The organism is Robbsia andropogonis (assembly GCF_000970345.1).
GTDB classification, from domain to species: Bacteria; Pseudomonadota; Gammaproteobacteria; order Burkholderiales; family Burkholderiaceae; genus Robbsia; species Robbsia andropogonis.
The window spans coordinates 138,549-153,512 of record NZ_LAQU01000014.1; the positions used below are offsets into that span (position 1 = coordinate 138,549).

Consider the following 14,964-nt stretch of genomic DNA (forward strand, 5'->3'; position numbering starts at 1 on the left):
CGATACCCTGCGTTCGACAAGGATTCGCATAGTGAAAAACGTCAACACACCGCATTTGCCGATTCGCGCCGAGTGGCTGGCATTACGGGATGAGGCGGTGATCGATCCCGATCTCCCGATTGTCGATGCGCATCATCATTTATGGGATCGCGCCGGGAATCGCTATCTCGCCGACGAGATGCTGTCCGATACGGAATCGGGGCACAGGATCATTGCCACCGTGTACGTGCAATGCCGTTCGATGCTGCGCGCAGATGGTCCGGATGCGATGAAGCCGGTTGGTGAGGTCGAGTTCGCGAATGGCGTTGCGGCGATGACGCGAAGTGGCCTCTATGGGCACACGCGCTTATGCGACGCGATAGTTGGCGGCGCGGATCTGACGTTGGCGGGGCTTGATGCCACCACGGCCGACGGCCGCTTGCAAAGGGTGCTGGAAACGATGCTGGCCGTGTCGGGGGGGCGGTTGCGCGGCATCCGCAATCCTGTTGCTTGGCATGGCGACAGCGCGGTTCGTTCGAGCCCGGCCACGCCGCCACGCGACTTGATGCAGCACCCGGCATTTGTGCGCGGTGTGCAAACGTTGGCGCGTCATGACTTGTCGCTTGATGTGTGGGCCTACCATACGCAACTTGATGAGGTCTATGCGTTGGCGCGACAGGCATCGGATGTCAAGGTGATCATTGATCATTTCGGCGGCCCGGTAGGCGTGGGTCCTTATATGAATCAACGCGCCAACGTTCTGACCGCTTGGCGTGACAGTTTGTCGAAACTTGCCCGCTTGCCCAACACATGCCTCAAACTTGGTGGTGCGGGCATGCCGGTTTTCGGATTCAACTTCGCACAGGGTGCCCTGCCGCCGTCTTCCGAGGACCTGGCGAATGCGTGGCGCCCTTACTTTCGGACAGCACTTGAATTATTCGGTGCGGAGCGTTGCTTGTTTGAAAGCAATTTTCCCGTGGACAAAGGCATGTTCAGTTACAAAACACTGTGGAATGCTTTCAAGCGGCTCGCGACGGAGGCCAGCCGGGACGAGCGGACGGCGCTCTTTAGCGGCACGGCGAAACGACTGTATCGGCTCGACACCGTTGCTGCTTCGATGGAGGATGAGACCAATTGATGCGCTTCGCGAGCATCGAGGAAGAGGCCCGAGCCCCTCGCGAACGCAATGTCATCAGCGTAAAAGCAGAAGGAGGAACGCGCCTGGGCGGAAAATCGACAGATATACGCCGATTAGTGCGTTGTATGGCTCGTACAACTGGCCGTTTTCTCCTAAAGTCCCTTATTTCGCCAAAAATTTGGACTTCGTCGCCTTTTCCAGTGATATCTCGATAAGATTGTGTGCTTGCAAGCAAGCGGAACGCGTATATCGCGGCGCCTGCCTTTGTTTTTTCTTGCACGCTATCGAGCTGCTCATCCCAGCGTTTGCGGATTCCAGAATGTGAAGATCGTCATGACCGGGGAGGCGGCCAGCCACCAGCAAGAAATTGCCGCTGCGCTGGATACGCCCGCCGAGTTCATTGCGTTACCTACCGCCGCTGCCCACGATGCCCGCTATGACAGTCAAATAGGTGGTGCCGACGTGTTGGTTGCGATGCGTTTCCAACGTGCACCTGGCGCGGCGCCCGATGTCCCCCTGCTGCATGTACCCGGGGCGGGACTCGATCGTATTGTTTTCGATGCGTTGCGAGCTGGAACCGTTGTGTGTAATGCGTTTGAGCACGAAATCCCGATTGCCGAATATACGTTGCTGGCCATGCTGCAGCACGAGATTCAACTCGACGCCATCCGTGCCGCGTTCGATAACGCGCGTTGGTCCGACAGTTACCGCGCGCGGGTGCCGCATGGTGAGCTCTACCGTAAGACGCTCGGTATTATCGGTTTCGGACGCATCGGGCAGGCTATCGCAACGCGGGCACGTGCGTTCGGGATGAAGGTGGTGGCCTTGAGCAGCCGCACAGGCAGCGGTGCGACTGCGCTGCCCGCTGATCGCTTGATGCCACGTGATGACGTGACGGCGCTCTATCAGATGTCGGACTATCTGGTGATCGCGTGTCCGCTGGATGATGCCACGCGGGGCATGATTGATCGGAACGCGTTTGCGCAAATGAAACAGGGGGCGGTGCTTATCAATGTATCGCGGGCAATGATCGTTGACGAAGATGCCCTTTACGAGGCACTAGTGTCACATCACCTTGGTGCGGCCTTTCTTGACGTCTGGTATCAGTATCCGGTAGGCACCGACGATATCGTGCCGCCGTCCAGGCATCGGTTCGATACATTGCCGAATGCGATATGCACACCGCATTCGGCAGCCTGGACTGAAGGTCTTTTCGTACGCCGTTACGGTTTTATCGGTGAGAATATCAATCGGCTTGCGCGCGGCGAACCGCTGCTGAACGTGGTGCATGGAGATGCAGCCGCCCTGCAGGGTGTGATGCGCGCCCGGGCAGGTAAGGAGGGCTAGCGGACGTTTCTGCCGGCGCTTACTCAAAGATAGCTGCAGATGTAGTCCAGGGTTTCGCTTACCTCGATATCGAATCGGCTATTGCCTGGTACGGAAAAAGATTGCCCTTCGCCGTATGTATTCCACTCGTCGCTACCGGCCAGGCGAATGCGACAACGGCCTGCTTGTACTTCCATCAATTCGGGCGCCTCGGTTCCGAAGTTCAAGGTGGCTGGCAGGATGACGCCCAACGTTTTTCTTGAACCATCGGGGAAAATTACCGTGTGCGACACACACTTTCCCTCGAAATACACATTAGCCCGCTTCACAACGCGGACGTTCTCGAATTCTGCATTTGTCGCCATGACATCAGGTCCTAAACGGGTAGAGGATAAGATTTTAAAAGGCCGAGGTTCGCCAGCATCGCAAAATAACATGAAGACGCGGTCAATGGGAAATGCCGACGTGACGGGTGTCCGTCATGAATTGTTCAATCAGCTTGTTCGTGCACGATTGCTGCATGTTGGGCAGACGGATAATGCGTACGCATGCCGGGACGGAATGTTGTCCGCGATAGATAGAAGTGAACACATGTCTGTGTGGGCCATCGGGTGCGGTCGAAACCGCTGTCATCGCATTCAGATCTTCCTGTTCGACATCGAAGATTCATTGTGCTTAGGAGGGAGAGATTGCACGATCGTAATGCGTTGTCTCCACGACTGCCAGGCGCAGGATATGGGCTGGCTTAATCTGGACCACTGCTTGCCCTACACCATTGGATAAGTCGGTCGAGTTTGACTCGACGATCTTGACGGCGATCCCGTGCTGTGCGAATTGATTCTGAATGGCATCTTCCAAGGTGTGGATGTAAGCCATGCCCGATGATTGCGCGAACAGGTTTGCGTAAACCTCATTGTTTACCACGACCACCACGCGTTGCATTGGCCTGACTGTCCTGGGCAATTGTGTGGTCTGTGATATCAACGTGTGTCCGCGGGATACAACATGCTGGTATTGCCGGGAGTATGTTGCCGCGATGGGTAGACGCGCGGATGGCACGGTTCTTGAGGTCGCGATGTAATACATGACTGCCAGGGGCGGTCTCCCGAACGCAGACTGTTCTGATGCGCACTTTATCCGTGTGTTTCAATAAGGCAATCGATCAGCGCTGGCTGTGATTGCTGAGGCGATAGGCAACCTTTGCCACAATCGATCGCGGGAGAAATTTCACCGCGATAGCGGATAGTCGGTTAAGACCGCCAACGACAATGCTTGGTTTCCCTGCAAATAGTGCTTTGATCCCTTCTTCCGCGACGGTTGCTGCCGGTAGCATCCCCCGGCGAAGCGCGGCGCCAGGGTGAAAATTTGCAACGTTGAAAAATTCGGTTTGCATCAACCCTGGTGACACCACGGTAATCCCCACCGTGGGCGCGAGTTCGACGTGCAGCGCTTCGCCGAACGACAGCACGAAACTCTTTGCCGCACCGTAGGCCGCCAATAACGGGTCTGGCTGGTATGCTGCCAGACTGCCGACCAGTAAGATATGTCCACCATTGCGCGAAACCATGTCGCGAGCGAAGACGTGAGTCAGTTCAACAAGACTGATAATATCGAGTTCGAGCATTTGCCGGATGCGCACCGGGTCCTGATCCACGAAACGACCGGCAAGCCCGAATGCGGCATTGTTTATCAGGATATCGGGGGTAAGCCCGCGATCGGCGAGCCATTGTCGCAATGCCGCCGCACTGCCCGTGACACCAAGGTCCAATGAATGCAAATGGATATCAATATCGTGTAGCTGTCGCAGTTCATCGGCCAGTTGCTGCATTGGCTCTTCTCGACGTGCCACCAGAACAAGATCGATATCACGCCGCGCCAGCGCGCGTGCAAACTCCGCACCCAGGCCACTTGATGCCCCCGTCACCAATGCTAACCGTTTTGACATTGCGCATCTCATCGTAGTCACTGTGTAATCCTATACTAATCGATTGTCAGCAAGGTGATATGCGACAGCCCCCGGTCGGCCACACGCCCTCCACGCTATGATGTAGTGCGGTGAGGCTGTAATTACCCTAAAATGGCGTCGCCCAGCCGGTACTACGATTCCGCAAAAAAGGAACCCGACCGATGTTTGAACGTATGTCCGATGCAGCGCTGCGTCGCATGGCTTCCTTCGTGGCTTTGGGGGTTGCCGTGGGCTTGATCGTGATAAAGGTCTGGGCGTGGCGCGAGACGGGGTCGATTTCATTATTAACGTCGGCCGCCGATGGCTTTGTCGACGTCATTGCCTCTTCGGCGACGTTCATTGGGGTCCGTTACGCCGCGCAGCCCGTTGACCGTGGACATCGGTATGGTCATGGTAAGGCAGAGGCAGTTGCCGCGTTTGTTCAAGCGATGTTGCTGGCAGCCGCCTCCATCGGTCTCGCGATCGAGTCCGCCGGACGCATCGTTTTTCCGGAACCACTGAACCAGACCGGTTTGGGGATAGGCGTCATCGTGGTGAGCGCCGTCGTTGCCGTGGGGCTGGTGGGAATGCAAACGCTTGTCGTTCATCGAACGGGTTCGACCGCGATTGCCGCCGACCGCGCGCACTATGTGACGGATGTGGCCGTGAACGGGGCGGTGTTGATCGCTTTGCTGTTGCAGCACTATCTGGGATGGAATCGCGCCGATGCGATTGGCGCCTTCGCGATTTCGCTGTATATGCTCTGGAGTGCGCGTGGTATGGCGTCAGACGCGTTGGTGCAACTGCTGGATCGCGAGCTCGACGCAGTTGAACGTGTGCGCATAGAAGAGACCGTGCGCGCATGCGCAGGCGTGAGTGCGGTACATGATCTTCGGACGCGCCATGGTGGCGATCGTGTGTTCGTCGATTTCCATCTCGAGGTTGATGGCGCGCTGACCGTACGCGAAGGGCATGATATCTGCGATGACGCCGAAAAGGCGGTGCAAAGCCTATACCCCGCTGCCGATGTGACAGCGCATCTCGAACCAGCGGGTATCGAGGATGAGCGCCTCGATGACCTCGTGAAATAGATTCGGCGGCCGCCGAGTGGATTGCGCAATCGCGGCGCGCCATACGGAACGATCAAGTCACGCGGATCAATCTCGTCGTAAGCGCTACGGAAGACGCTGCTTATCGTGTGTCGATGGTACATCTGGTCGCGATCTCAGTGCGCGACGAAGCGTGCGCTGCGCCGGTCTCTCGAATCCGATGAAAACCAGGTGCGCCAGACTGAAGACAACCGCTAGATAGATGACGAGGAAGGCCGGATTGTGCGCGATGGTCGCGCTATCCAAACCGCATAGATGTAACAGGAGTACGGTCGTCAACTGGATGGGGAAATGAATCAGGTAGCTTGCGTACGTCGTGTCGCCAAGCGACATGATCACTCCTGCGCTTCGCCTTGGAATATACGGTTCGATAACGAGCAGCAGGAAGATCGAGACCGGTGCGCCAACGGTGGCAACGAGATACTTGGTCGCGCCAAACGTGCTGCAAAATGCGATCAACGCAAGGTAGATCAGCATGCATATCGTGATCCATTCCTTGCGTCGCCGGGCTATCAGGCCGCGCATCCGTTGAACCAGCAGATGCACCGCGCCGCCCAGGAAAAAGTAAAAGGCGCAGAAAAACACATTCGACTCGGGACCTTTTACCCGATGAAGCACCATGACGATACTCACGGCAGCCGATATCACGATCAGAAACAGGGTGCCGGTCATTTCAATGCGCAGATAGCGCGCCGCCAGGAAAAAGACCAGATAGATGACCAGTTCGGTGGAGACGCTCCAGACAGGGCCATTGAACGAATCGGTGTAGGGTGTGAGCCATCCTGAAGCAAAGATGACATTGACGAAGAAATCGTAGAGGGAGTTGTACGCGTATACGAAATAATGGCTTTCTTCGTGGAAGTAAACGTACTGTAAAGCTGCCACAATAAGCAGCGTGACAATATGTAGCGGATAGAGTCGCGAGAAGCGTCGAATGATGAAAGCGCGGCCGGATACTTCCCGCGTCGACACCTTTGTCAGGTATTGGCTGTAAAAAACGAATCCCGAAATTGTCCAGAAGAAATTAACACCCAACCAGCCAAAATCATATAGAGGACGCAACAAGTGCGAGAATGGCTCTTCGCTTGGCGTAGCCATGATCTCGTCTGACGGCAGCACGAAATAGAAGTGCTGGTAGTGCCATATCAGGACCGCGAATGCGGATAGAAATCGCAGGATCTCTATGCCGACCAATTTCTGCTTCATAGTCAGGTCGCTCTAGGACGTCGGGTAAACCGCGCAACGGAAATGACACCCTCTAATCACACTTGGCAAACGTGTGAATTCACCGATAGCGGCATCCGCCTTGGCAATAGACGCGAAACCGTAAGAAAGGCCGGACCACGCGAAAGTCAGGTCTTTCTTCTATTCCCTACAACAACCTTGCGCGATTGAATGCTTGGGTAAAAACAATGGACGCGATCAAGCTCGCCATTTTTTCAGGAATTTCAATCCACGACGCACTACTGCCGAATACAGTTCCGCACGTTTTAGCGCGGGATCGATGTGGCGTTCGTAAGGTTGGATCGTAATGGGGAAAAACGGAGACAACTTTTCCTGAACGCGTTGTGGCGAAATGTGCGTGTTGCTCTGGACCACAGCAAACATGCCATTGCTATCCGCGGCGAAGTGGTGTCCACCATCCCATTCTTCCATCTTGTCGGCAAACCATACGCTCTCGTCGGCATGCAAAGCACGCTGTCCCGGCATAGGAGTCGTGTGATATTGGTCCAACAGGCCTTCTCGCTCAGCATTCAACCAATACAACGTGTACTCCGTCCAATCCACCGCATAGTTGGCAAGCAGTACGCGACGCCAGTCGGTGCCATGTATCGCTTCCAGGCGTGCCTGCATTTTGAGGCAAAGCGTCCTCGATAAAATGGTAGGCGTCCACCAGACGCCGGTACGATCGAGGTGCGGATCGACGTCGAGCAGCTTCGCTGACGCTTCCCAATAGTACGGTTCCACGTTGCGCGGCTGCAAATGGGTCAATGCCTTGCCGTCGATGATCAATGCATCGATGTCGAAATGATGGGTGGCAAAGCAGTCCGGATCAAAGACAACGAAGTATTCCGTTTCGATCAATGCCGATGCGTATAGCTTGATAATCTGCTGGCGATGCCAGTTCCGGATTTGATGGCGTTGGGAGAATTCGCTGAAGATCTGCATGTGCAGCGATTCATCAACCACTTCGATCGGAAAATCCGACCATGCTTTTGCATAGCCTTTGACCTCTTCGACCTCTTCATGGGGCACGACCAACACGAAACGATGAAACGTTCCCGGCGCCGCAAAATGGCGCAATGACGAAAACAGAATATCGCAGCGACCGATATTGTCCGCGTAGTGTCTACCACGGGTCTTGATTGGCAAAATTGCGCTGATCTGAGGCATGTTGCATCAACCCTGGTTCGACACGTTAGAAGAAGCGATATACGAAGTTCGGAATGTAGCCACGACGATGCGTTAGCGCTACGCCAATCAGCCGGCCTCCTGAATCCTGGATCTGTTCCTTCAGGCTCAATATCACTGGCTTGCGAGTGTACTCGGCGCGCAGAACCAGGACGGACGCGTCTGCAAGCGAGGCATTTTCAATACCGCTGAAGGACTGATTCGCCGGTGGTGCGTGCACGATGATGTAGTCGTAGGTGTGACGCAGAGAATCGAATAGCGCCCGGGTCTTTTCCCACGAGGATGGGAAGTCACCGTCATTCGGTCGTGCAACGACAATATTGTGTCGATCCACCTGCGCAATGGCCATGCCGTTGGTATCTACATTCGGCGGGGGCACGTACGCTTGGTCGGGGCCGTTCTGGTGCAGGGGCGTATTGCCTTGCAAGTCGCTTTCGGCCCACGTCAACAATCCTTGCGCACTCGGTTTGCCATACAGCGGGGCCTCCGCGCTGGAGGCCAGATCGAGAATCAGGATCGGTTTCGTGGAGCGAGGCTCGAGTTCAATCGCAAGACCACGGATGACGGACAGCAAGCCGTCGGTGGGCCCGAACGACAATGCCATGATGATTTTCGTCGGATTGTCGGTGCTGCCGTTGATGGCGGCAATCATGCGACCATACGCTTTGAGTAACGGCCTGAATGTCGTGTCATGACGATCGGCGGCGCTATTCCTGCCGACCTGAACCTGGGCATTCAGAACGGGTAGTGCCAAAGCGCGTTCGACTTGCTCAGGACTCAGGAACGTTTCCCGGAGGCTGGCCGCAATCAGCACGGCGAGCGCTGACAGCGCCAGCCCGGCAAGGATGCTCGCGCCGATGATCAGGCCGCGCGACACGCTGCGTTGCGACGGAGGGAACGGCGCTTGTACAACCCGTACGTTTGTACTGTTTACCTGACTGACCTGGCCTTGTTGGGCAGCCGCCATTTCCGCTTGTCGTGCGCGATCCTTGTAGCTGTCCGATAAAATGTCGCGGTTAGCCTGAAGCTGGCGGATCTGACTTGACACATCGCTTAACTGCTGCAAACGTGCTCGCGCGCCTTTGATCTGCTCCTGCAACTCCTGTCCAAGCGCGGTCTCCCCGGCGATGCTGGAGCTGAGGGCCGATAGACGTGCCTGAACCGTGTCATAGTAGGTGTTGTGACCAAAGCGCGTCGAGTTCGGCAGTTGTGACTTTTGCTTGGCCATGCTGGCGCGCGTGTCTGCAATCTGCTGGTCGAGTTGCGCGACAAAAGGCGATGTTGACATGTAGCGCGACGCCAGATCGGCCCGTCGCGTTTCCAATTGCATCAACGAGACCTGCATCGTCGCCATCGCGCGCGATGCCTCGGTATCGTCGGTAAAGATGGGTATCGTCTCTTTGACGTTTTGCGAGGTAGCGAGCAGCGATTTAAGCTCGGCACGGTCTTGCGCTAATTTCGAGTCGTTATCAAGTTTTCTGGAAACGAGATTACTTTCAAGTTGAACGGCGCGCGTGATTTGATCATCAATATTTACAATGCCGTATTTTTCTGAAAAGTAAGGAGGTCGGCATTGGCATTTTTTAATGCATTCCCGGCTTGATCCCTTTGTTCATTGAGAAGACCGACTCGGCCGGAGGTAAATATTGCCGCTCGGCGTTTAAAATATTGATCTAGGAGACGCGAGAGCGTATTCGCCGCGACATTCGGATCGGCATCGGAATACGACAATTTGATCGTGTTGGCGAGGTCATTTTGTTCGATGTGAAACCGGCTCTCGAAATGTTGCAGCTGCTTGTTGATCTCGGCTTCGGTTGCGGATGGCCCCAGCTTGGCGACAATCACGTCGCGATGAAGTTCTGGGCTGCCCAGAATCTGGGCTTCGACGCTATTTAGCTGCCCTACGGCAGGTTGAATCGGCACATTGCCATTCGGGCTGTTCGATTGATCGTAATAGCCGGCAAGAAGTACGAGCAATGTTGCCTGTGCTCGATAAGGCATGGGAACGGCTAGCGCGACGATTACCCCGATCGTCACGATACCCATAAAAACGGTGGCTGCAATCTTCCGGTAATAGAAGAAAGTATTGAAATAGTCGCGGATAGACACTTCGACGTCAGCAGCCTTGCGATCGGGCCTTGTTCTAGTCGTAATAGCCATACCTGTTCTTTTTTAGGCCAACATTTGAGATCCCAGCCGCATATAATACGTGCGAAAAGATATAAATGGTCATGGTAGACTGAGTTTCCTAAAATTTAGCGTTGGGCCCACGGTGCCGCGGCAAGTTTTCAACCATGCCGGACACTTTTCAGGAGTGGGAACCATTGCTCTTTGCCTCGCGCATGATGAAAACATTCCGTCCGCTGGTTCCTGTCTTCGCTTTGGTGATGACGGCACTGAGTGCGTGTTCGCACACGTGGGTACACTCGGAGTACCAGCAGCCGCAAGGGTTCGCGACATGGTCGGATGCGCCGGCGACTGCCTATCAGATCCAGCCTGGCGACGAACTGGCGATCAACTTGCCTTTCAATTCCGAATTGAATTACCGCGGACCGGTTGCACCGGACGGGACATTGGCCATGCCGTTCGCGGGCACGATCCACGCTGGCGGATTAACAACGGCGCAGCTCGCGGACAATATCAATAAAGCGCTTATGACCGCCGGTGTTACGGCAAATGCGCACGCTTCCGTGGGAATCGCGCAAACGGCCGCGAGGGTCTATGTCGGCGGACAGGTGAAGCAACCGGGGCAGATCACGCTGGAGGCGGGTATGAGCGTGATGCAGGCGATCATGGCGGCGCAAGGATTGCTGGATACGGCGCGGACGCACGAAGTGGTCGTGATTCGTCGGAGCCCGGATGGCCGGCCGATGATGCGCACAGTCGACCTGGATGCGCTGACGCATCGTGGTGATCCGAGGCAGGATATCGTATTGCGGCCAACCGACACGATTTTTGTGCCGAAGTCATCCATTGCCGAGGTTGATCAATGGGTCGACCAGAATCTGAACCAGGCAATCCCCTTTACAAAGGGTTTCAGTTACTCGATTACAAACAACCCTGGCGTGGTCCGATGATTCCGGCGGCAGTCGCGCGCTAGGCATCCATGGCGAGCAGGGTGCGAGAGACCGGACGTCTTCTTTCATAGGTAGCGTGATGCTTTCGCGGAAGACGTCGCGCTTCCGTCGTCAGGCAGGGACATTAAACGAGATGGAAATCGCTTCATCGACGGAAGGCCATGCCGCCGTTTTCTCGGTCGCGCCCGTCAGAACCAAGGTCAAATGGTGGCTGATCGCGTTATTGCCCATGTTCGGCCAGACGTTCCATTACATCAATGCGCTGTATCCGCTGTGGGCGTTATCCAAGGCATTTCCCGTGCTGTCCCTGCCATTGGTGCTGCTGTTGCGTGGCCATGTTCGTCTTCCGGTGACACGGCAGATCCTGATCAGTTTGGCGTGGCTGGTATTGTTTCCCAGCTTTGCCGCGATTTTCTATTTCAACGAAAGTTTTTTCACCAGCATCACCGCGCAGGTGAAACTGCTGCCCGTCTTATATTTCTTTTCCTTTGCCGCCGTGCTGTTCTTACTGAAGCCGACGCTGGCCGAGGTGGAAAAGGGGTTTTTGACGTGCGGCGTCATCGTAGTGGGCGCATTGATCGCAATGTACCTGTTCGTGCCAAACAGTTGGTACAACACGAAGTACGTCCTTGGGCAATCGGACTTCTTTTCCGCTGACAGTCGCGGGCACCGGATTCGAATGTCGATGTACTTCCCGATGGTATTGTTTTCTTTTGCTACAGGCGAGCCTATTTCGAACGCAGCATGCGCTATCTGCTCGGTGCTGCCGTTGTATTTGCCGTCGCGTTACTGATTGTCAAGGCACGCTCGGGCATCATTGCCATCTCCGCGGTGATTCTCTTCAATACTTTCCGGTGGTCCAAGGTGCCGGCACGTATTGGCCTGGTCCTCTGTGCCCCCATAGTGCTGGTCGGCATGTTCTCGACCGGCTATCTTGCGACGGCTTTTAGTACCGACGCCAACAGTGGCTTCGATACGCGTCGCATCACGATCGATCTCGCCAGTCAGTTCCTTGGCGGGGATCCGATAAGGTGGATTTTCGGCGTTGGCACGATCAGTCCGACCAGCTCGGAAACCCTGATCGACTATTTCCACCATTTTTTCTTTCTTGCCGACATCACGTGGCTTGGTATCGTTTTCGAATATGGGCTCATTGGCGCATTTATCATCTTACTTTTCCAGGTTCGCGGTTTGCTGCTCTATCGGCAATTGCAGGCGAAAGTCGAAGATGATTTCCTTGGAGCGCTATGCGACTACCTGATTTATATTCTATTCATCTCATTTTTTTACCCGCCTACCTTGGTGCCGGGCGAGACCGCCGTCATTCTTGCTATTTTTGTCTACATATGGCGCGTCGGCGAGCTGGGAACATTAGAAGCAAGAACAAGCCCGACCAGGGGAGCCGATCAAAAGAATGTCGGGAGCGTTCATGCGCGGCTTGAAGCGTCGTAGATGTGCGACGGTAGGCATAAAAGTAGTGCTGTCGATTCTGGCCGGGTGCTCCGGTGGTTCCTCTTCACGGATCTCGGCCGCGGCGGCGACAGCGGGTCCGGCTGCAACGGCGGCGATCACCGTTGATGCGGCGGTCAATCGCCACGCCATTAATCCGATGATTTACGGCATCAATTTCGGCAGCGCGCAGACGTTGCTTGATCTTCGTGTTCCGCTCGACCGTTCTGGCGGTGACAGTGCTTCGCTGTATAACTGGCAACTGGATGCCAGAAACGCGGGACGTGATTGGTATTTCGAGAGCCTTCCTGTTGACGTGAATGATCCGAACGACCAGTACGGTGCGCGTTTTGTAACCGCTGCGCAAGCTGCGGGTGCCGCGCCTATCTTGACGATCCCGATGATTGGGCGGATCGCGAAGTTGGGCGCAAATAACGCCAAGCTCGCCAGTTTTTCGATTGCAAAATACGGCGCGCAGGTCAGCAATGACGTCGATGGTTTTCCTGACGCCGGGAACGGTATCTTGATCGGCGGTACTCAAATAACGGGTAACGACCCAGACGATGCAACCATGACCGACAGCACGGCGAATGAACAAGCGCGTGTGGCGGCATTGGTTCAGCAGTTCGGCACGGGAAGCGCGGGTGGCGTGCGCTATTACGCAATGGATAACGAGCCCAGCGTCTGGCAGTTAATCCATTTTGATGTTCAGCCAACCGGCGCGCATGCGAGTGATATGGCAGCCAGGGTCATCTCATATTCACAGGCGGTAAAGGCAGCGGATTCGAGCGCCCAGATACTGGCACCCGAAGAGTGGGGCTGGAATGGCTATCTCTATAGCGGCTACGATCAGCAGTATTCGATCACCCACGGTTACGCGAACGCACCTGATAAGACGAGCCAGACGGGGGGGATGGACTACGTGCCGTGGCTGCTCTCGCAGTGGAAGGCCGCTGGTCATCCGATTGATGTGTTCAGTCTGCATTTCTATCCGCAGAGCAACGAGTACCAGGATACGACCGGTTCGGAAGACATCATGCTGAAACGCAATGTGTCTACCCGGGACTTGTGGGATCAGAGCTACATCGATCCTACCTACATTAACAGCGTGATAGCGTTGATCCCGAGAATGCGCAACTGGGTGAATACGTACTATTACTCCGGCACGCCAATTGCGATCACTGAATACAATTGGGGTGGCGATACGTTGATGAACGGCGCCACCGCGCAGGCCGACATCCTTGGCATTTTCGGCCGTGAAGGTTTGGACATGGCCACGCGGTGGGGCACGATCGATTCGACAATGCCGGTGTACAAGGCGATCAAGTTATACCGGAATTACGATGGTGCGGGCTCTGCGTTCGGCGCGACGAGTATTTCCACCACAGTCGCGAACCCGGACAACGTGTCCGCGTTCGCGGCGATTCGCGTGGATAATGCAGTAACGCTGATGGTGGTGAACAAACAACTCAGTCTGCCGTCGACGGTAACTGCCTCGCTCAATAACATCACATCGAGCGGCACAGCGGAAGTGTGGCAACTCGCGAACAATGCGATCACCCGTCTGTCCGATCTGGCTTATTCCAGCGGGCAACTCAGCGCCACCCTGCCACAGCAAAGCGTGACATTATTTGTCGTGCATAACGCAGTTCAGTAAGGCTTGACTCTGGGGACAGGCGTGATCGAAAGCAAGACCGCGGGAAGCACCGAGGGACCGCCGGATGCCAGTACGGCCAGCGGTGTCGGGACAAGTCCGCGTGGCAGTTCGATGATCCGGGGCGCGTTGGTCAGCCTGGGGGTACGTCTGCTCGATTTGCCCAGCCGCTATGGTTTTCACCTGCTCATCGCCGCGGCGCTCGGCGTCGTTGAGATGGGGAACTTCTACATTGTTTTCAGCACCTTGGTGGTGTTGGCCGGTTTCGGCCGTCTTGGCATGGATCAGGCACTGACACGCCAGATCGCCATTGACGTGGCGGCGGGGCGAATGGCGGCCGTGCGCCCCGCGATCCGTCGCGCCTTGGTGCTTGTCGCGCTGGCGTCGACGATTGTCTCGATCTTGCTGGTCGTGTGTGCCTTCTCTTTTGCAGACAGCATCTTGAAAAAGCCCGGGCTGGCCTGGCCGCTCGTTTTTGGCGCACTGTCGCTGATCCCCCAGAATCTGGGCACTGCGATTGCAGGCGCACTGTCCGGGCTACAGCGTGTCGGCTATAGTCAGATGGTCTATTCCTGGCTCTGGCCGGCCGTTTTCTGCGTGGCCGCCATTCCGATGCTGCTCACTCATACACTGACGGTAAGTAGCGCCTTGTTGTTGATGGGCAGCAGCTTCGTTGTAGCTGCGGTGGTCGGTCTGTTTCTGTTGCGGCATTTCATGGCTGCGCTGCCGCATACGGATACTGCGCCGGTTATAAAACCGAAACTTCTCAAAACGGGATTGTCTCTTTTTACGCTGGAACTCACAAAACTGTTGATTACGTCGTTGCCCGCCATCGCGCTTGGCATGGTGGCATCGTCGCGAGAAACAGGCTTGTT

15 protein-coding genes are annotated in these 14,964 nt (G+C 55.7%); 8 read left to right on the forward strand and 7 right to left on the reverse strand.

The features are described 5' to 3' along the window. The first annotated feature begins 31 nt into the window (after window positions 1-31). Both WM40_RS14605 and WM40_RS14610 read left to right on the forward strand, forming a co-directional pair. On the forward strand, window positions 32-1,117 hold the full coding sequence (locus WM40_RS14605; protein ID WP_046153230.1) for an amidohydrolase family protein: 1,086 nt from the start codon (window positions 32-34) through the stop codon (window positions 1,115-1,117). Between the two features lie 321 nt (window positions 1,118-1,438). Next, window positions 1,439-2,464 (forward strand): 2-hydroxyacid dehydrogenase, encoded by a 1,026-nt coding sequence (locus WM40_RS14610; RefSeq protein WP_046153231.1) that lies wholly within the window; start codon window positions 1,439-1,441, stop codon window positions 2,462-2,464. A 23-nt stretch (window positions 2,465-2,487) separates the two neighbouring features. On the opposite strand, the gene ppnP is transcribed toward WM40_RS14610, so the two are convergent. From ppnP to WM40_RS14630, 3 genes are all read right to left on the reverse strand, one after another. Then, a complete protein-coding gene (gene ppnP / locus WM40_RS14615) occupies window positions 2,488-2,808 on the reverse strand; it encodes a pyrimidine/purine nucleoside phosphorylase (RefSeq protein ID WP_024904681.1) in 321 nt (106 codons plus the stop codon). A 310-nt stretch (window positions 2,809-3,118) separates the two neighbouring features. Further along, window positions 3,119-3,385, reverse strand: coding sequence for a hypothetical protein (locus WM40_RS14625; protein ID WP_046153204.1), 267 nt, complete (start codon window positions 3,383-3,385; stop codon window positions 3,119-3,121). 220 nt (window positions 3,386-3,605) lie between these two features. Further along, complete coding sequence (locus tag WM40_RS14630) at window positions 3,606-4,388, reverse strand: SDR family NAD(P)-dependent oxidoreductase (protein WP_052738332.1); 783 nt, start codon at window positions 4,386-4,388, stop codon at window positions 3,606-3,608. 182 nt (window positions 4,389-4,570) lie between these two features. On the opposite strand from WM40_RS14630, the gene WM40_RS14635 reads away from it, so the two are divergent. Continuing rightward, on the forward strand, window positions 4,571-5,479 hold the full coding sequence (locus WM40_RS14635; RefSeq protein WP_046153206.1) for a cation diffusion facilitator family transporter: 909 nt from the start codon (window positions 4,571-4,573) through the stop codon (window positions 5,477-5,479). Between the two features lie 84 nt (window positions 5,480-5,563). On the opposite strand, the gene WM40_RS14640 is transcribed toward WM40_RS14635, so the two are convergent. From WM40_RS14640 to WM40_RS14655, 4 genes are all read right to left on the reverse strand, one after another. Then, the gene (locus tag WM40_RS14640) at window positions 5,564-6,703 is read right to left on the reverse strand and encodes an acyltransferase family protein (protein ID WP_046153207.1); all 1,140 of its coding nucleotides are present in this window, start codon (window positions 6,701-6,703) and stop codon (window positions 5,564-5,566) included. A 216-nt stretch (window positions 6,704-6,919) separates the two neighbouring features. Further along, entirely contained in the window at window positions 6,920-7,891 is a 972-nt protein-coding gene (locus WM40_RS14645) for a DUF6492 family protein (RefSeq protein WP_046153208.1), read from the reverse strand. A 25-nt stretch (window positions 7,892-7,916) separates the two neighbouring features. After that, window positions 7,917-9,263 (reverse strand): GumC domain-containing protein, encoded by a 1,347-nt coding sequence (locus tag WM40_RS14650; RefSeq protein ID WP_046153209.1) that lies wholly within the window; start codon window positions 9,261-9,263, stop codon window positions 7,917-7,919. Window positions 9,264-9,442: 179 nt separating this feature from the next. Next, window positions 9,443-10,069, reverse strand: coding sequence for a GumC domain-containing protein (locus WM40_RS14655; RefSeq protein WP_082102765.1), 627 nt, complete (start codon window positions 10,067-10,069; stop codon window positions 9,443-9,445). Window positions 10,070-10,203: 134 nt separating this feature from the next. Between WM40_RS14655 and WM40_RS14660 the strand changes: the two genes are divergently transcribed. From WM40_RS14660 to WM40_RS14675, 5 genes are all read left to right on the forward strand, one after another. Next, a complete protein-coding gene (locus WM40_RS14660; protein ID WP_024904673.1) occupies window positions 10,204-10,986 on the forward strand; it encodes a polysaccharide biosynthesis/export family protein in 783 nt (260 codons plus the stop codon). 79 nt (window positions 10,987-11,065) lie between these two features. Then, window positions 11,066-11,779, forward strand: coding sequence for a hypothetical protein (locus tag WM40_RS27940; protein WP_157685804.1), 714 nt, complete (start codon window positions 11,066-11,068; stop codon window positions 11,777-11,779). Window positions 11,780-11,850: 71 nt separating this feature from the next. Next, window positions 11,851-12,438, forward strand: a complete 588-nt coding sequence (locus WM40_RS30150) for a hypothetical protein (RefSeq protein ID WP_162199078.1) — start codon at window positions 11,851-11,853, stop codon at window positions 12,436-12,438. Further along, a complete protein-coding gene (locus tag WM40_RS14670) occupies window positions 12,416-14,092 on the forward strand; it encodes a glycoside hydrolase family 44 protein (RefSeq protein WP_046153232.1) in 1,677 nt (558 codons plus the stop codon). Before WM40_RS30150 ends, WM40_RS14670 begins: the two co-directional genes overlap by 23 nt. A gap of 3 nt (window positions 14,093-14,095) precedes the next feature. Then, on the forward strand, window positions 14,096-14,964 hold an 869-nt coding region (locus tag WM40_RS14675; protein WP_236693523.1), incomplete at its 3' end, for an MATE family efflux transporter.